Source organism: Phycisphaerales bacterium (assembly GCA_035627955.1).
Lineage (GTDB): Bacteria > Planctomycetota > Phycisphaerae > Phycisphaerales > UBA1924 > JAEYTB01.
Window position 1 is genome coordinate 132,457 of the sequence record DASPKU010000021.1, and the last position, 17,358, is coordinate 149,814.

The 17,358-nt window shown below is 67.4% G+C and carries 17 protein-coding genes; 10 read left to right on the top strand and 7 right to left on the bottom strand.

The window, feature by feature from the left end:
* Nucleotides 1-61 precede the first annotated feature (61 nt).
* Nucleotides 62-1,996, bottom strand: a complete 1,935-nt coding sequence (locus tag VD997_16980) for an HDOD domain-containing protein (GenBank protein HYE63688.1) — start codon at nucleotides 1,994-1,996, stop codon at nucleotides 62-64.
* Between the two features lie 313 nt (nucleotides 1,997-2,309).
* Here VD997_16980 and VD997_16985 point away from each other — a divergent pair, with 313 nt between their 5' ends.
* A complete protein-coding gene (locus VD997_16985; GenBank protein ID HYE63689.1) occupies nucleotides 2,310-2,549 on the top strand; it encodes a hypothetical protein in 240 nt (79 codons plus the stop codon).
* Between the two features lie 49 nt (nucleotides 2,550-2,598).
* Here the strand turns inward: VD997_16985 and VD997_16990 are convergent, their stop codons facing one another.
* Nucleotides 2,599-3,405, bottom strand: a complete 807-nt coding sequence (locus VD997_16990; GenBank protein ID HYE63690.1) for a hypothetical protein — start codon at nucleotides 3,403-3,405, stop codon at nucleotides 2,599-2,601.
* A 133-nt stretch (nucleotides 3,406-3,538) separates the two neighbouring features.
* Here VD997_16990 and VD997_16995 point away from each other — a divergent pair, with 133 nt between their 5' ends.
* Together VD997_16995 and VD997_17000 are read left to right on the top strand one after the other, a co-directional pair.
* Nucleotides 3,539-3,772 (top strand): hypothetical protein, encoded by a 234-nt coding sequence (locus VD997_16995; GenBank protein HYE63691.1) that lies wholly within the window; start codon nucleotides 3,539-3,541, stop codon nucleotides 3,770-3,772.
* Nucleotides 3,733-4,494 (top strand): hypothetical protein, encoded by a 762-nt coding sequence (locus VD997_17000; GenBank protein ID HYE63692.1) that lies wholly within the window; start codon nucleotides 3,733-3,735, stop codon nucleotides 4,492-4,494. The genes VD997_16995 and VD997_17000 overlap by 40 nt, the downstream gene beginning before the upstream one ends.
* A 4-nt stretch (nucleotides 4,495-4,498) precedes the next feature.
* Here VD997_17000 and VD997_17005 read toward each other — a convergent pair whose 3' ends face one another.
* The 3 genes from VD997_17005 to VD997_17015 all read right to left on the bottom strand — a co-directional run bounded on the left by VD997_17005 (nucleotide 4,499) and on the right by VD997_17015 (nucleotide 9,669).
* Entirely contained in the window at nucleotides 4,499-6,217 is a 1,719-nt protein-coding gene (locus VD997_17005) for a hypothetical protein (protein ID HYE63693.1), read from the bottom strand.
* Between the two features lie 95 nt (nucleotides 6,218-6,312).
* Nucleotides 6,313-8,112 carry a tetratricopeptide repeat protein gene (locus VD997_17010; protein HYE63694.1) on the bottom strand — a complete coding sequence of 600 codons (1,800 nt, stop codon included), beginning with the start codon at nucleotides 8,110-8,112 and terminating at the stop codon, nucleotides 6,313-6,315.
* A 15-nt stretch (nucleotides 8,113-8,127) separates the two neighbouring features.
* Nucleotides 8,128-9,669: a hypothetical protein gene (locus VD997_17015; GenBank protein ID HYE63695.1), complete on the bottom strand. Its 1,542-nt coding sequence runs from the start codon at nucleotides 9,667-9,669 to the stop codon at nucleotides 8,128-8,130.
* A 60-nt stretch (nucleotides 9,670-9,729) separates the two neighbouring features.
* Here VD997_17015 and VD997_17020 point away from each other — a divergent pair, with 60 nt between their 5' ends.
* The 3 genes from VD997_17020 to VD997_17030 all read left to right on the top strand — a co-directional run bounded on the left by VD997_17020 (nucleotide 9,730) and on the right by VD997_17030 (nucleotide 12,632).
* Complete coding sequence (locus VD997_17020; protein ID HYE63696.1) at nucleotides 9,730-9,972, top strand: hypothetical protein; 243 nt, start codon at nucleotides 9,730-9,732, stop codon at nucleotides 9,970-9,972.
* Between the two features lie 69 nt (nucleotides 9,973-10,041).
* A complete protein-coding gene (locus VD997_17025; protein HYE63697.1) occupies nucleotides 10,042-12,045 on the top strand; it encodes a prolyl oligopeptidase family serine peptidase in 2,004 nt (667 codons plus the stop codon).
* Between the two features lie 41 nt (nucleotides 12,046-12,086).
* On the top strand, nucleotides 12,087-12,632 hold the full coding sequence (locus VD997_17030; GenBank protein ID HYE63698.1) for an HIT domain-containing protein: 546 nt from the start codon (nucleotides 12,087-12,089) through the stop codon (nucleotides 12,630-12,632).
* Here the strand turns inward: VD997_17030 and VD997_17035 are convergent.
* Nucleotides 12,629-12,922 carry a (2Fe-2S)-binding protein gene (locus VD997_17035; GenBank protein HYE63699.1) on the bottom strand — a complete coding sequence of 98 codons (294 nt, stop codon included), beginning with the start codon at nucleotides 12,920-12,922 and terminating at the stop codon, nucleotides 12,629-12,631. The two genes, VD997_17030 and VD997_17035, sit on opposite strands and share 4 nt — an antisense overlap.
* 62 nt (nucleotides 12,923-12,984) lie before the next feature.
* Here VD997_17035 and VD997_17040 point away from each other — a divergent pair, with 62 nt between their 5' ends.
* The 4 genes from VD997_17040 to VD997_17055 all read left to right on the top strand — a co-directional run bounded on the left by VD997_17040 (nucleotide 12,985) and on the right by VD997_17055 (nucleotide 15,492).
* The gene (locus VD997_17040; protein HYE63700.1) at nucleotides 12,985-13,599 is read left to right on the top strand and encodes a hypothetical protein; all 615 of its coding nucleotides are present in this window, start codon (nucleotides 12,985-12,987) and stop codon (nucleotides 13,597-13,599) included.
* 114 nt (nucleotides 13,600-13,713) lie between these two features.
* Nucleotides 13,714-14,199, top strand: coding sequence for a hypothetical protein (locus VD997_17045; GenBank protein HYE63701.1), 486 nt, complete (start codon nucleotides 13,714-13,716; stop codon nucleotides 14,197-14,199).
* A gap of 181 nt (nucleotides 14,200-14,380) precedes the next feature.
* On the top strand, nucleotides 14,381-14,842 hold the full coding sequence (locus VD997_17050; protein ID HYE63702.1) for a hypothetical protein: 462 nt from the start codon (nucleotides 14,381-14,383) through the stop codon (nucleotides 14,840-14,842).
* Between the two features lie 326 nt (nucleotides 14,843-15,168).
* Entirely contained in the window at nucleotides 15,169-15,492 is a 324-nt protein-coding gene (locus VD997_17055) for a hypothetical protein (GenBank protein ID HYE63703.1), read from the top strand.
* A gap of 59 nt (nucleotides 15,493-15,551) precedes the next feature.
* Here the strand turns inward: VD997_17055 and rimO are convergent, their stop codons facing one another.
* Entirely contained in the window at nucleotides 15,552-17,270 is a 1,719-nt protein-coding gene (gene rimO / locus VD997_17060; protein HYE63704.1) for a 30S ribosomal protein S12 methylthiotransferase RimO, read from the bottom strand.
* Nucleotides 17,271-17,358: the final 88 nt, after the last annotated feature.

Sequence of the window (17,358 nt, forward strand, 5' to 3'; positions counted from 1 at the left end):
ACACCGCCGCGAGGCCCCCATACGGCCCTCAGTTCGCCCCGAAAAACAAGCCCTCACCCGCTCAGGCGGCCGCCCGGTGCCGGTGGATCAGCTCCGCCACCCTCGTCAGCCACCGCTCGGGGTTCACGCAGAACTCGCTCTTGTCCACGAACCCGTCCGCACCCGCCGCCAGCGCCGCCTCGCGGTGCTGCGGGTCGTTGGCCGCGCTCACGATCAGGAACGGCACGTGGAACCCGCACCGCTCCCGCAGCGCCTTGATCAGTTCAGTCCCGGGCATCCCCGGAAGATTGAGGTCCGCCAGCACCGCGTCCGGACGCGGGCGCGCCGCCGACGGCGACGACACCCACTCCAGCGCCTCCTCGGCGCTCCGCACCATCACCGGCTTGAGGTCCTTGGCCTTGGAGAACAGGAATGACAGCAGGCGCGACGCCAGCGGATCATCCTCGACGATCATCACCGTCTTCGCCGCCGGCGCCGAGGCCACGGTCGCAGCGACGCCCGTGCTCGCCAGGTCACGCGTGCACACCCGGTTCCGCCCCGCCTTCTTGGCCGCGTACAGCGCCTGGTCCGCCGCGTGCACCAGCTGCTCCGCCGACTGCACCTGCTGGGCGCACCCCGCGTCCACCGCCGCCACGCCTACCGAGATCGTGATCGGCAGGATGAGCCCGACGCCCCGCTCCTGCAGGTCAAACTCCTCGTCACCCACCACCGCGCGGCAGGCCTCGCCCACCTGCGCCGCCTCCTCCAGCGACATGCCCGGGAGGACAATCGCGAACTCCTCGCCGCCATACCGGCACACTGCGCCGATCGTCGGCGCGGTCGCCCGCAGGCGGTCCGCGAGCTCCATCAGCACCGCGTCACCGGTCTGGTGGCCGTGCGTGTCGTTGACGTCCTTGAACCGGTCCGCGTCGATGAACACGAGCCCCAGCGGCGATCCCGCCGACTTCGCCCGCTCAAACTGCACCCGCACCACGCGGTCAAAGTGCGCCCGGTTGAACGCGCCCGTCAGCCCGTCGGTCATGGTCTGCCGTGCCAGCTCGTCGTTGTTCCGCCGCAGCTGCACCGCCTCCGCCTGCACCGCCTCCTGCACCACCGACATCTGCTCGTGCGCCTGCGTCAAAATGGTCGTCAGGTCCGGAGAAGACCCCGTCTTGATCTCCAGCAGCTTCGACAGCTCCGCCGCCCCGCTCGCCGCCCGCTCCAGGATGGCCCGCGCAGGCTGCGGATCAATCCCGAACCACTCGCGGCAACGGGCGAGGTACTGCGCCAGCCGCACTTTGGGCTCCGCCAGCGTCAGCGCCGCCGCCGCCAGCCCGCCCGCGTGCACGCACTTCACCAGCCCCTCGTACCGCGGGTGCGACTTCGCCGGGGTGTGGTGGTTCGCGATGCACTCGACGAGCTGCCCCGGCAGCCGCCACTTCTCCCCGAGCTGCTTGCCCACCCCCTGGTGGTCAAACCCAAGCTCCGCCTGCTCCACCGGCAGCGCGTCGTCATGGTCCGGCGCCGCCACGATCACCTCGCGGTACTCCGCCCGGATTGCCGCGAAGCACGCCAGCAAGCCGACGTCCTGCAGCAACGCCCCGATGAACGCCTCCTCCGGATCGCAGCAGCGCGCCGAGATCGCCACCGCCCGCGCCGCGGCCGCGGAATACACCGCCCGCCGCCAGTACGCCTCCATCGAGAAGTGCTCGCCCACCCCCGCCGTCTTCGTCGTCTCCACCAGGCTGAAGCCCAGCACGATCGCCTTGACGGTGTTCAAGCCCAGCATGCCCATCGCGCGAGTGATCGAAGGGCACGGCGTGGTCAGGCCGTAATAGCTCGAGTTCACCGTCTTGAGCACCTTCACCGCCAGCGCCGGGTCCGCCTGCACCGTCTGCGCGATCTTCGTCAGCGACACATTCGGGTCGCGCGTCAGCTCCAGCACCTTCACCGCCACGCCCGGCAGCGACGGAAGGTTCGGACAGTTCAGCACTCGTTCGAGCAACGCGGCATTCATGGTCGTTCTTCGCTCTCTGGGCGCACACCAACCGATCTGCTGCGCCGAAAACACCCCCTGAGCGCTTCCAGCCGCTGACTCTTCATCGGCGCACCGAAAGGGGTGAATGAGCCCACATCGTCCCCAAACCGGGGAAAAAGATCGGAAACCCACGTCCGCCTGCAGTTACACGCCCGACGCCGTACGCCGTTTGAGTGCCGGGATGAATCCCCTTGCAGTGAATGGAACTTTGCCCCCCCGCGCTGCATCCCTAGGGGGTCAGCACGCGAAGCCCTTTGTGTTCGAGGGGCTCGCACAGGAAGGAGCGGGTTCTATGAAGCGTCAGCACGAAAAGATCACGCCCGACCGTCTCATCGACGCCTCCATCGCCGTCCTCCGCGCCGTCGCGGAAGTCTCCGAGGAGCTCGGCGGCGCCCCCATCTACGCCCCCGACCTCATGGGCTCTGCACTCCAGCCCTCCTACCTGGCCGAGTTCACCAGGTTCGAGATCGAAGAGGCCACCGCCTTCCTCGAGCGCATGGACATGCTGCCCCGCGCCAAGAAGAAGGCGTAACCACACGCCGTGACACGGACGTCACACGGCCGCTCGGCCGGTTTGGGCCTCACGTGTCCAGATCGGCCGAGCCCACTTTGTACGCCGTCGGCAGCGCCAGCACGACCCACAAAATGTCGAAGAAGTCGAACATGTGCGGGTACCACACGTCCACCGGCGCATCCGCCAACCCCATCTTCTGCAGGATCATCAGCCCCGCGAAGTACTTGCCCGCCGCGATCGCCGCCAGGGCGATGATGCACGCGAACAGCCCGCTCGTCGCCCCCGCATAGCCGCGGGCGCCCATCGCGCAGCCCGCCCCCGCCAGCCCGCCAATCGCCCACGCCACGTACCCCACCTCCAGCTGGGCGTAGTACGCAATCGCGGTCCAGATGCCGCACCCCAGCGCCCCGCCGATCAGCCCGCCGATCACCGCGAAGATCGCATAACTGCCCACCTCCGCCGCGTCGGCTGCCGCCCCTTCCTTCCGCTTTTTGGCCTTCTCCACCTTCAGCGTCAGGCGCTTGCCGCTCTGGGTGTTGAACCCACACCCGATGCAGATCACCGCCGACGAGGTCATCCCCCGCCCGCACTCCGGGCACACCTTGGTCCCCGGCGTCTCCGCGGTCTTCGACGCCCCGCCCATGTCCAGCAGGAAGCTGTTGTCGTTGAGGTCCACCTTCGCCGCCGCGGCCTTCTCGGCCAGCGTCGGTGCCGGTGCCGGCGGCGGTGCCTTCTGCACCTGCTTGGTGTGCTTCACCTTGTCAAAGCACTCCTGGCACATATACCGCCCCTGCTGGTCCTTCACGCGGGGGAGGCGGGCGCAATCAATCCCGCAGACGGTGCAAAGCTTGGAGGCGACAGCAGGCTCGGGCATACCGGGGATTAGACCAGAAGCAAGGGGTATCGGGCAAGAGGACTTGCACCACCCCTGAGCACCGCATGGGGGACCGAAATAGGGACCATTTCTGCCCTTGTGATCCGGCGGTCGGGCGATAATCTCCGCTGAGATGAAGTCCCGCCGAAGGTCCATTCATGCCCTCCTGGCCCTCTCCGTCGCCCTCGTCGCGGCCCTCCTGCCGCTGGGCGCCGGTCGCGGCCCCCGTGGTGACGGCAAGGCCACCACCCAGCGGACCGAGGGCTTCCTCCCCTCGCGCGACGGCTTCCAGTTCAAGAACCAGTTCCAGGGCTCCCCCTCCCGGCCATGCTCCGCAATGCCGAGTCCGGCCCCCTCAAGGCCGTGAAGAACGGCCTCGGCGACGGCCTCCCCAGCCAGTACGGCCTCTGCGGCGGCATGTCCCTCGCCAGCGCCGACTTCTATCTCTCCAAGCGGGCCATGCCCGAGCACACCAAGGCTCCCGAGCAGGGCACCGACCTCTACGAGTACCTCTACCAGCGCCAGACCGATTCCATGGGCTCGCTCGGCGTCATGGCCGTGAAGTTCTGGCGCTGGATGAACCTGCCCGACCGCTCCCCCGCGGGCGAGAGCACCTCCCGCCTCTCCGCCCAGGAGTTGCCCGTCCTCGTCAAGCGCCTCAAGGCGCGCCAGCTCGTCCCCGTCGGCCTGGTCTACACCAGCACCGACCTCGGCGGCAAACTGTGGGAAAACCACCAGGTCCTCGCCTACGACCTCGCCGAGAAGGCCGGCGGCGTCGTGGAGCTCAAGATCTACGACCCCAACTTCCCCAGCGACGACAACTGCATTCTCCGCGTCACTCCCATCGGCAAGGACACCGCCTCGCCCAGGGAAGTGAAGGCCGAGCGCATCACCGGCAAGGGCTCGAGCAAGAAGGTCCGCGGCTTCTTCGCCATGCCTTACGAGCCCCGCGTCCCCGAGAAGAAGCTCTCGCCCGAGAAGCCCAAGCCGAAGAAGCCCGCCGCAAAGAAGTCAGACGAGCCGGCGAAGAAGCCCGAAGCAAAGCCACTCGCAAAGCCAGTCGCAAAGCCGGCCTCCGAGACGCGCTGACGCGTCACTGCCCGCAGTACGCCCGCCACATCCCCCGCAGCGCCCCCTCCATCCGCCGGCAGAACCCTTGCCCATCCAGCAGCGGCGACGCCGCCACCATCCCGCGCAGTTCCGCGCGGTACCGCGCCAGCCGCGCCCCATCCCCTGCCAGCGCCACCGCCCGGGCCACGAAGTCCTCCTCGCTCTGGGCGATCAGCTCCGGCGCGCCCACCGCGCTCAGCAGCGACACGCCCACCCGCCCCGCGTGCGTGTGCCCAGCCATCGTCACCACCGGCACGCCCATCCACAGCGCCTCGCACGTCGTCGTCGTGCCCTGGTACGGGAACGGGTCGAGCCCGATGTCCACCTGCGCGTACAGCTCCAGGTGCGCCGCCAGCGACTTTGGCGCCTCCAGGATCTGCACCCGGTCCGCCGTGCCCTCCGCCTCGAACCGCCCCAGCAGCCGCGCCCTTATGGACGCGTCCTTGAGGTCCTGCGCCTTGAGCACCAACCGCGAGTTCGGCACCGCCCGCAGGATCTTCGACCACACCGCGCACACGTGCCGATTGTGCTTACGCGAGGCATTGAACGACCCGAACGTCACCGCGCCATCCATTCCCCTCGCCAGCCGCGGCGTCGGCGCCTCCTCCGGCGGCCGGTAGCACAGAAAGCACGGGTCCAGCCGCCACAGCCGCTCCGTGGCCCGCGCATCCACCTCCGCCGTCGCCGGGTCGGTGTGCGAATCCACGACCCGCCAGTCCATCTGCGTCAGCCCCGTCGAGTCGGGGTACCCGCAGTACGTCGCCTGCACCGGCGCCATCCGCAGCCCGAACGCCAGCAGGCTCCCGCCCTCGGTGTGACCCGCCAGATCGACCGCGATGTCGATGCGGTCCTCGGCCAGCATCTCCGCCAGCTGCAGCTCGATCTTTCCTACCGCCGGCCGCCACCGGGACGCCAGCCGCTTCAGCCGCTTGGTCACCTCATCCTCGATCGGGTTCGTCGGGTAGCACACGATCTCCAGCCGCTCGCGGTCAAAGTGCTCCAGCAGCGGCTCCACGAAAAACGCCACCGAGTGCCGCCGCAGGTCCGGCGACACCAGCCCCACCCGCAGCCGCCGTTCAGCGTCCTTCTCGGGCACGTACGCCGACGTGTACGCCGGCTTCACCCGGTTCACCGCCGCGCCAAAGTCCCTGTGCGCCTGCGCCACTTCCTCGGGCGAGATGGTCGGGTGCGCCGTCTTCGCCATCGCCCGCAGGCTCGCCAGCGACACCTCATCCGGGAACCGCGCCACCGCCTCGTCCAGCAGCGCCGCGCACCGCTCCGGCTCCCCCAGGCTCATCAGCGCGCTCGCGTACGACACGCACAGCTCGGGGTGCCACCCGTACCGCAGCCCCTCCTCGCACGTCGCCAGCGTCTCGCTGATCCGCTGCCTGGCCATCAGCGCGTTGCACCGCACGAGCCGCGCATTGACGTTCCCCGGGTCGCCCGCCAGCACCTGATCCACGACCGCGAGCGACTCCTCGGTCTTCTCGCCCACCGCCAGCACCACCGCAAGGTGGATCAGCGACACCGGCGTCCGCGCCAGCTGCACCGCGCGCCGGGCGAAGTGCTCCGCCTGCGGCATATTGAACATCCGCAGGTGCACCTGCGACATCAGGAACACGTACTCGGGGTCAGCGCCCAGGCGCGCCCCCAGCCGCTGCAGCAACGCCAGCGCCTGCTCCGGCCGGTTGGCGTCATACATCCCACGAGCTTGAGCAACAACCGGATTCACGCGCCCGCTCCCACTCCCATCCCAATCTCCCCTGCCTTGTCTGTGCTCTCTGTGTGCTCTGTGGTTCAATCCCCGCCTTTGCACCACGCCCGCCACGCCCCCCGCAGCCCCGCCTCGAACCGCCCCGCGAACCCGCGCGTGTCGCACAGCACGCTCCCCCGCATCCGCTCCCGCAGCGACCCGTGCAGCCCGATCAGCCTCGGCAGGTCGCCCGCGAGCCCAGCCGCACGCTCCACGAACTGCTCGTGCGACGACGCGATCTGGTCCTCCAGCCCCAGCGCCGTCAGCAGCGAAGCGCCCACCCGCGAGCGGTGCGAACTCCCCGCCAGCGTGATCACCGGCACGCCCATCCACGTTGCCTCGCAGGTCGTCGTGGTGCCGTTGTACGGGTACGAGTCCAGCGCGATGTCCACCTGGTGGTACGCCGCGAGGTGCGACTCCAGCGTGGGCAAAAAGCTTGACCACACGATCCGCGCGGGGTCCACGCCCTCCTCCCTGAAGATCCCGTGGTACACGCCCTTGACGTCATCAGACACGAGGTGGCTCTTGAGGAACAGCCGCGCGTTGGGCACCCTCGCCAGCACCCGCGCCCACGTGCGCGTGATCTCCGGGCGCACCTTCGACAGCCGGTTGAACGACCCGAACATCAGCGGCTTGTCCGCCGGCAGGTCCTCCGCCCGCGCGATCCCCGCTGCCTTCGCGTGCTCCAGCGTCGCCGTCAGCCGCCCCTCCGGCGCCGTTTCCACCGGCGTGAAGCTGAGGAAACACCCCTCCAGCCGCAGCAGCTTCTCCGTCGCGAACGCCTCCGCCCCCGCGGGGTCCGTGACCGCGTCCACGATCCGGTAGTCCATCTCCGGGATCCCCGTCGTGTTGGGGTACCCCAGCCACGTCATCTGCACCGGCGCGATCCGCGGCGAGAACGCGCTCAACCTCTGGAACTCCGTCCACCCCCCCGCATCGATCAGGATGTCGATCCCATCCGCCAGCACCGCCGCGCGGAACGCCTCCTCGTCCAGCGCCGCCACGTGCCGCCACTCCGACATCGCTCTGAACCGCTCCGTGGTCGGCTCGATGTCCTCGCGCAGGTAATAGCAGTACGGCCGCACCTTCGCGCGGTCCAGGTTCGCGATCAGCCCCTCCATGAACAGCGCACACGCGTGCGTGCAGAAGTCCCCCGACACGAACCCCACCCGCAGCACCCGCTCCGGCTCCCGCGTGTTTGGAAGCGTGACCGATCCCCGCCCCGCGTTGCGCTCCTGCACCAGCCTGCCCAGTTCCGCGTGCTGCCGGAACACGTCGTCGTTGGGGGCGTCGGTGAAGTTCAGCTGATAGCACAGCGACTCCCGCAGCCCGGGGTCCTTCGGCAGCCGCTCGATCCCGCGCCGCAGCACCGCGATCGCCTCGTCCACCCGCCCCATCGTCGATAGCGCGATCGCGTACACCCGGTACGACACCGGGTCCACCGGCGTCGCCCGCAGCCCCGCCTCGTACGCCGCCACCGCCTCCTCGTGCCGCCCCATCCGCAGCAGGATCTTCGCCTGCCCGTCGTACCCGTCGAAGTGCGCTGGCGCCAGCTTCGACACCTTCCGGTACGCCTCCAGCGCCTCCTTGTCCTTCTTCAGGATCATCAGGATGTTGCCGTGCATGAACTGCATCAGGGGATCGCTCGGCGCGAGCGCCGCCGCCCGCTGCAGGAAGAACAAGGCCTGCTCGTTCTCCTCCTCCCCTGCCAGCACCATGCCCATCAGCTTGTTCGCCTCGACATCCCGCGCATTCCGCTGCAACAACCGCCGCAGGATCGCCTTCGCGGGCTCGTTCTCGCCGGCGTTCAGGTGGGCAATGGCTTGTTGCAGCTGGGGGTTCATGCGTGTGCGACGGAATCAGGGAACTGCGGATGACGCAGGTGTGACCGGTGCTTTGAGGGTGAAGAGCACCCAGTCCCCGTCGGGGGGTGGGTTGGAGGAGTCCTTGCGGGCCTTGGGCGGATGCCAGTTGGTGATGGTGGCCGCGTCCTTGTTGTGGCGGGCGTTGTCATCGTCGAGGTCGGGGCCGAAAGAATAGAGGTGGGGTACGCCGTCGATAAGCCTGTAGGGCAGCGTCCGCCCGGTGAATTGGTCACGCGGGAGCTCGTTGTTGAGCAGCGGCGCGACAACGTCGAGCGATTCCGGATAGCCATTGTGCTCGCGCCGGTAGAGCTCGAGAGCAAGCGAAGCACGGGCAGCGTCGCGCCGCTGATGAATGGCGATGGTGCTGCGGAGCCCCTTGGGAAGGTCGAGCATGATGATGCCCAGGAGTCCGAACTTGACGCGCCACTTCCGCTGAGCCTCACGCTCGGCGGGCTCAACGTCCGGCCATCGCTCGAGCTCCCAGAAGGGGGCCGTCCACTCCGGCTGCGACATGATGCGGTCGAACTCCTCGAGCGTCGCCCGCCGCCCGGCGGGCTGGCCCAGGAGCAATAAAGCAGCCATGCCGGGCTTGCTGCTGGGTTCAGAGCCTCCCAGTTCATCAATCACCCGTACGCCCCGCGAGGTGAACCGCCCGTCGCCCTTGCCGTCATCCGCCCACCCGCGCTGGAGAACATCGAGCACGACGTACCGCGTCTGGGTCGTGCGCATGCGGGCGTGGCCCTGCATGGGCGCCGACAGCAGCTGGTCAATCAGCGGTTTCAGCGCGTGCGTTGGGAGCAAACCCGGCTGCTCGCGCAGCACGCGTTCCAAAACGTTCAGCGTCAGGCCAGTGATGGCGAGCGAGCAGATGTCGGCGACTTCGACCGGGTGCTCGGAACAGTGGCGCGCGATCGAGAGCATCGCCTCGAGGTCGTCAGCCAGCCGCTGTCCGTCGCCCTGCTCCAACGCGAGCATCGCGTCAGCATGGAGCGCGCGGGTGAGCGCACGGAGCGTGCCGATATAAGCAAACCGCAGGTCCAGTACCTGCGGCGGCTCGTCCGTGGGCGCGGGCTCCGGGGGCTTATTGCTGTGGCAGGGGGAGTGCTCGAAGATCGGGTCGTCGACGGTCGCAACCGGATAACCGAGGGCGGGGTGGCGCGCCGCGTCGTGAATCGCGCGAATCGCCTCCTGCCTCGTTGAGATGAACTCACGCGTCTCGGGCCAGCCGGGGTCGCCCGGCTTGGGGCAGTCCGCCACGCCCTCCGGCAGACATCCCAGCTGCTGGTACGCCTCGAAGTACCGGGGCCACGCGGCCTCCTCCGGCGCGGGCCGCGGCGCGAGGGCCACGAACTCCGCCGCGTAGTCGTGCGAGATCTTGATGCCCAGGTCATGGAGCGTCGGTTCGGGCTGCGCGAGAATGGCCAACGCCAGCAGGAGCATGGGGGGAGGGTAGTGGATCAGCCGCAGGTGCGGCGCTACCCGCACCCGCCCGGCACCCCCGCCGATCCCGGGCGACCACAGCTGCGCCACCTTCAAGGCAGGCTCCACCACAACGCGATCCGAAGCGGCACCCCGGCCGCGCCGTACACTGCCCCCATGCCCCGGCACGATGACGAACTCGATGAAGACCCCAGCCCCGAGGACCTGGAGCGCTTCGGCGGCGCCACCCGCACCTGTCCCGAGTGCAGGACCGAGCTCTACGACGACTCCGAGGTCTGCTGGAAGTGCGGCCACCACATCAGCAACCGCCCCAAGGAGCCCAAGACCTGGGTCATCATCGTGGCCGTGGGCCTCGTCGTCCTCATCCTCGGGGGCTATCTGTGGTCCGTCGTCCGCTGACCGCGCTCCCCACCTTATGAGACTACCCCCGTACACTCCCCACCTGGGGTGATTCCGGAGAAACTCAGCATGCGCACTCGACTCTCTCTGATCCTTGCGGCCGCGGGCCTCGTCTCGGTCCTTCCCTGCGCCCACGCGCAGCCCACCACCGCGACCGCTCCCAAACAGCAGGCCAGCAAGCCCAGCGTGGCCACCTTCATGAAGATCCGCGCCCCGGGCGCGCCCCGCCTCACGCCGGACGGCAAGATGTACGTCCGCGATTGGCCCAACGGCATCTGGCAGCTCTTCCGCGTCGAGGGCAAGGAGGCACGCCCCGACAGCAAGATGACGCAGCTGACCCACTTCGGCGACGGCCTCGCCGGCTACTCGATGTCCAAGGACGCCACCAAGGCCCTGCTCCTGCACGCCACCGGCGGCAACGAGAACAACCAGATCTCGCTCATGGACATGAAGACGGGCCAGATCACCCCCGTCGCCCACAACCCCAAGGTCCAGCACGCCGTGCAGGAGTGGCTCAACGACGACTCGGGCCTCATCTACTCCGCCAACGACGAGAGCCCCAACGACTTCTACCTCTACCGCCACGACTTCAAGGACGGCAAGAAGACCAAGCTCCTGGGCCGCCCCGGCTCCTGGTCCGCCGGCGACGTCACCGACGACGCCTCCCGCGTGCTCGTCGGCGAGTACCGCTCCTCCAGCGACAGCTCCATCTATGAGCTCGACACCAAGACGGGCAAGCTCAATGACCTCACCGTCAAGCCCCAGGAGGGCACCGTCAGCGTCGGCTGGGTGGGCTACATGCCCGGCGACAACGCCGTGCTGTTTGAGAGCGACATCGAGGACGGCATGAAGAAGCTGTTCCTCCGCGACCTCAAGACCGGCGAGATCACCAAGCCCATCAGCGAGCTCGACCAGTTCGAGATCGACGGCGCCGGCATGAACCGGGAGAAGACCCTGCTCGCGGTCGTCACCAACGAGGACGGCTACGGCGTCCTGCACGTTTACCACCTCCCGAGCTTCAAGAAGGCTGTGCTGCCCGAGATCCCCAAGGGCGTGACCGGCATCGGCCAGCTCGACGGCAACCTGCTCGTGTACTCGGTCAACAACGCCCAGGTGCCCGGCCTCGCCTTCGCGTACGAGGTCCCCGGCCCCGATGCCAAGGCCGCGAACAAGCCCCGCCAGATCACCTTCGCCGACACCCAGGGCATCGACCTGTCCCAGTTCCCACTCCCAGAGCTCGTCAAGGTCAAGAGTTTCGACGGCCTCGAGGTGCCTTGCTTCGTGTACGTGCCCGCGGGCTACCAGAAGGGCACGCGCATCCCCTTCGTCGTCAACTACCACGGCGGCCCCGAGGGCCAGTTCCGCCCCACCTTTGACCGCGCCGTTCAGTACCTCCTTAGCGAGGGCTTCGGCGTCATCCAGCCAAACGTCCGCGGCAGCTCCGGCTACGGCCGCAAGTTCCTGATGATGGACGACTACAAGAAGCGCTGGGACAGCGTGAAGGACGGCGTCGCCGCGGCCCAGTGGCTCGTCGATAACGGCTACGCCACGCCCGGCAAGATGAGCACCTACGGCGGCAGCTACGGCGGCTTCATGTCGGTCGCGTGCCTGGTCGAGGACCAGAACCAGGTCGACGCCGGCGCCCGCAAGGAGCGGCTGTTCGGCGCGGGCATCAACGTCGTTGGCATCGTCAACATGAAGACCTTCCTCGAGCAGACCGCCGGCTACCGCCGCAAGCTCCGCGAGGTCGAGTACGGCCCGCTCACCGACCCCGAGTTCCTCGCCACCGTCTCGTCCATGAACTACGTGGACAAGATCAACGTCCCCATCTACATCGCCCACGGCTTCAACGACCCCCGCGTGCCCGTCGGCGAGGCCATGCAGCTGGCCGTCGCGCTCAAGGAGAAGGCCGCCAAGGGCGACCCCAGGATCAACCCGCACCTCTGGATCGCCCCTGACGAAGGGCACGGCTTCCAGAAGCTCAACAACCGGCTGTACTTCGCCGAGTACATGGCCAAGTTCCTGAAGGAAACGATCGGGCAGCCGGAGCAGCCGGCCGCCGCGAAGAAATAACCTCCCCTCAGGGGCGCGCTGACGCGCGCCCCTGGGTTTCTATGACCAACGACCGCGGCCCCGCCGCCATCCAGGCCCCCTGGCGCCTGGCCTACCTCGAGTCCATGGGCGACGCCGAGAAGAAGTCGGGCGAGCCCAAGCCCACGTCGGGCTCGTTCCTCCGCGACTACTGGCTCACGCCCGAGCAGGACGAGAAGAACCATGTCGTCGTGCGCACCGGCGTCGGGATGATCCTTCTTAACGCGTACCCCTACGCCAATGGGCACCTCCTCGTCGCACTCGGCGACCCGCGCGGGCGGCTGCTCGATTACGACCCACCGCAGCGCGCCTCCCTCTGGCAGCTTGTTGAACTCGCCACTGATCTGATGGAACTCACGCTCGAGCCGCAGGGCATCAACATGGGGATCAATCAGGGGCGGGCGGCGGGTGCGGGTGTTCCCCAGCACCTGCATGTGCATCTCGTGCCGCGGTGGGGTGGGGACGTGAACTTCATGGCGGTGGTGGGGCAGGTGCGGGTCATTCCCGGGAGCCTCGAGTCCATGGCCCGGCGTTACCGCGAGGTGTGGTCGCGGATGACGAAGGCCTAGGTGCCGCCGGTCGCCCCGTCTACGACGTCCTTGTCGCGCTCGCCGCTTGCGCGGTAGCCCGCCCGCGCCTTCATGTACTGCTCGGGGGATACCTTCAGGTCGGGCTCTATCCCTGACACGTGCTGCGCGTGCAGGTGTTTGAGGAATGGGACGCACCACATGCACCCGGTCCCTGCGCCAAGGCACTCTGAGATGAGCGAGGCGACCGGCGGGTTCTCCCGGGCCATGTAGTTGCGGATCTTCCGCAGCGTCACATGGAAGCACAGGCACACCTCGTCGTCGGGGTTCACGCTGAATCCTATTCGTGCGACGGGGACGTCCTCATCTCGGTGGTTCCCTGTAGACTGCGCCCGTGCCGGATGCACTCTCGGATGATGCCAACCTTTCCGACGTCGACTGGTCCAAGCCAGGGACCACCGTCGGCCTGTGGGCCAAGCACCTCGGTTGGCAGATGATCATCGGAATCGTGGCCGCATGCGCGATCGGCCTGGCCGTCATCGGCGCTACTGCGCGGCACCTCTTCACGCCCGACTGGCCATGGGCGCTGGGCGCGTGCTGCGTCGGGCTCGGCTTCCTGTGGCTCGCCTACCTCAGCGCCCGCTCCTCGCGTCGGCTGGTCACCACACCCGCGCTCGTCTTCGACCACGAGGGCATCACCAGCAACCTGCACCCCTTCGGCGGGCCGGTCCGCGTTCGCTGGGCCGATGTCGGGCAGGTCCTGCTCACGCGGATCAGGCACTCCCGCAGCGCGCCCCCGCAGCCGGCCGTGCTCCTGGTGCCGCGCGACCCTGCTGGGCACTTGCGGAGGTACTTCTTCCTGAAGCGATGGGCTGTCCGGATGATGTGGTGGCAGCATGGGCACGCGTCCGCCCTCATCATCGGGCACTTCGTCACGAGTGACCTCGAGTCGGTCGCTCAACTCGCGGCCGATCTCGCTGGTGTTGAGGTGACCCGGGATGATGGTTGAGGTGGAGGATGCTCCGCGATCGCTTCCGCGATCGGCTCTGTTGAGGGCGTTGGGAAGCGTTGAGTAGCGGAGGATGCGTTCGGCGAGGCGGCGGGCTTCGATGGGGTTGGTGGAGTGATCGAGGGTGGCGCGGAGGTGGTGGAGGGCGTGGGCGCGGTTGGCGGGGGCGTCGGCGAGGGCCACGGCGGAGGCGTGGGCCTGGAGGGCGCGCTGGTAGGCGTCGATGTAGTCGCGGATGTGGGGCTCGGTGGTCCACTGAATGAGCGCGGGGAGGCTCATGCCGCTGTGGTCGGCGACGTAGTGGATGTCGAGGCGCGAGCGCAGGAACAGGTCGAGGAGGGCGTGCTCGTCGAAGTGGGCGGGCGCGCCTGTGGCGTGCGCGTGGGCGGCGGTAGGCGCGGCGTCGTCGTCGAGAGCGGTCGTGGGTTGTGGGTGCGCGGTGGCCATGACGGAAGCCTAACGGCTGGCCGCGCGGCGTCGAGAGGGTTTGGGGGTATGTCCACGATTGTGCGCACAAACGTGGTTGTTAGTGGTGTAAGTGCTTGCGAGGAATCAGCGGCGTTTTTCTTTGGAGGTGACCTGGCGAGGGTCGTCAGGTGACTGGAACCACCTTGCGGTGGTTCTCAGTTCGTCTGGTGGAGTGACGCGGGCCGGGCTTGACTCAGGAGTGAAGCAGGGGAAGGTTAATCCGCGCAGCAGAGGGCGCCGGCAGTCGATAACCTTGGCCACCAACAGTCACGAACTGCGTGATTGACTCCGACTTCACTTTAGAGTAAAGTTGATGGAACCAGCTACCGATCTATTCCCGGATGGGTTGGGGTACAAGACCCGCGTGTGGGTCATTCCGGAAGGCCGGAAGGAGTACAACAAGATCGTCGCCGATTCCTATGTCTCTGACCTTTTCGAAAACCAAGCGGAGCGTGGCTTTCAGAACTACAAGGGCTGGCTGCGCTCCGAGGGTCCGTACGTCTGGGCTTATGGAACCGACGGAGAGACCATCAGGATCTGCGGCTACTTCATGGACGAAGCGACGCGGAAGAACTTCGTCGTTTGCGGGGCGTGGAAGGGAAAGGCTGGGCGAGGGAACTCGCGGCCCCATCACGCAGAAGCGATCGTGAAGCGTGCCATCGACACAAGGAGCGAAGGTGTTTCCATTCCAGAAGAGGCCCGACGCGGCACAGCGCATCCGGAATCGAAAGACCGGGAAGAAGAAGGAGTACTTCGGGATCAGCCTCCGGCTTGATCTGGTCGAATTGCTCCAAGCGGGTCTAGAGAGATGTGGTAAATCTCAACGAGAGCTTGCTGCACTGGCCGGGTATGGGTCGGAGTCGTACATCAGTCGCATCGCGAACGCGAAGACCGATTTCAAGGTGGGCGTTGCAGCCAGAGTGTTGATACCTCTTGGTATTCGTCCCAAGCTTGTAGATCAGGCCGAGTGGGATAGGCTGAAAGCGATCGAGGAGTCACTTGGCCGAGACATCACCTCTGAATCCGCACCCACGACACTCAAGATCATTCGGATTGCGGAGGCATCGCGACCTGTCACTGAAACCACTGAGACTACCCACTATGGCAGATTCCAAATCCACTCCCTCGCAACCTCCTATGCCGCCTTCGGCCGAGACCAAGCAGAGCCTCAATATGATGCTCCGCCCCGAGTTACCTACCACACTCGTGGATCACGTCCGCGTTTCCTATCGGCAGGACAACGAGAACAGCATCGTGATCATGTCATTCGCGCAGGTGCTTCCGGAGGCGGTTGAGGGTGAGATGATGGCTGCGGAAGTCTGCCGACTCGCTATGTCTCGCGAACTCCTGCGCAAGATCGTTGATATCGGCGCCAAGGGATTGAAGTACTACCCAGCCAAACCGGAGGCGGCCAGTGGCGATTGACAGGTCGCGGTCGCTGGTTCAGTTCAGCGCTGCGCGAGTAGATATGAGGCAATGGCGCGTTACCGCAGCACGCGCAGCTTGACGCCACCATCGAGCTCGGCGGTGGGGCGGGCGATGAGGTCGTAGCCGTCGGCGGCGACGATGGTGCAGCGGACGAGCTCGCCGGGGGCGAGTTTCTCGCGGGACTGCACGTAGGTCATCGAGTCGATCTGGGGGGCCTGGAAGTAGGTGCGGCCCTGGTAGAGCTTGCCGCCCTTGCTGACGCCGGAGGTCTGCTGGCCGTGGGTGGAGAGGGGGGCGTCGATGAGGACGTCGAGCTGGGTGCCGCCCTTGCGGGTCTTCTCGTTGTACCCGTTGGCGAGTGACGCTGCGCGGGCGAAGGCGACCTGCTGCTGGCGCTCCATGACCTCGTCGCGACGGCGCTTCTTGACATCGGCGGGCACGGCGAGCTTGCTGTCCTGCTCCATGGTGCCGGCGACGGTGCCGGGCTCCTGGCTGTACTCGAAGACGCCCACGGCCTCGAACTGCATGCGCTCGATGAACGAGAGCAGCTCCTGGTGGTCCTGCTCGGTCTCGCCGGGGAAGCCGGAGATGAACGTGGTGCGGATGGCCATGCCGGGCACGCGCTCGCGGAGGCGGTTAATGAGCGCCTCCTGCTGCTCGCTGGTGACGTGCCGGCGCATGGCGGAGAGCACGCGGGTGCTGGCGTGCTGGAGGGGGATGTCGAGGTAGGGGAGGAGGTGGCCGTTGCTCGAGAGCTCGGCGAAGGCGTCGATAACGGCGTCGCTGAAGTTGCTGGGGTAGGCGTACATGAGGCGGAGCCAGCCCTGGCCGTTGACGTCGCGGACGGTGTTGGAAAGCTCGCGCAGGAGCATGGGGAGGCCGCCGACGCTCTTCCTGTTGAGCGTCTGCATGCCCACGCCGATGTCGTCGCCGTAGCTGGTGGTGTCCTGGCCGATGAGGAGGAGCTCGAAGGCGCCGTCGCTCAGGAGCTCGCGGGCTTCCCCGACGATGCGGTCGAGGGGCTTGCTGCGCATCTTGCCGCGGATGGAGGGGATGGTGCAGAAGGCGCAGTTCTGGTTGCAGCCCTCGCTGATGCGGAGGTAGGCGTAGTGGCGCGGGGTGAGGCGGAGGCGGGCGGAGTCGTCCTCGAAGTAGCCCAGGCCCTTGCCGTCCTTGCCGTTGACGGTGAGGCCGGTGGTCTGGACGCCGCGGGCTTTCGCCGCTTGGAGGGCGTTGCCGGCGATCCAGTACTGGGGAGTGTCGCCGTCCTGCGGTGCGGGGGCTTTCCGAGCACCGGTCAGGAGACCGGTGCCACCACTGCCGCCGGTCACGGCCTCGACGATCTTGTCGCGGTCGAAGACGCCGATCATGGCGTCGATGCCGGGGGCCCACTCGAGCATCTTGGCGCGGTGGCGCTGGACGAGGCAGCCGGCGACGACGACGCGCTGAACGTGCCCGCGCTCCTTGGCGGCGATGGCTTCCTTGATGACGCCCAGCGATTCGTCCTTCGAGGCTTCGAGGAAGCCGCAGGTGTTGACGACCACGGCGTCGGCGCCGTTGAAGTCCTGTGCGTCAGGGTCGAAGGAGATGGGGGCGAGGCCTGACTCGGCGAGCAGGCCGAGCATCTTCTCGGAGTCCACAAGGTTCTTGGGGCAGCCGAGGCTCACGAAGGAGACAGTCTCGACCGACTTGGGCTTCGGTTGGGGCTTGGGCTTGCTCCGGCTGGTGGTCCGGGAGGGCTGAGTCTGAGGCTTGGATGAGCGGGCTTTTGGCACGGGGCAAGTCTAGGGGGGCGGTGTGTCGCCAACCCCTTGTGGGGGGTGGGGTTTGGCACCTATAAGCGGCAAACAAGGCAGAACACAG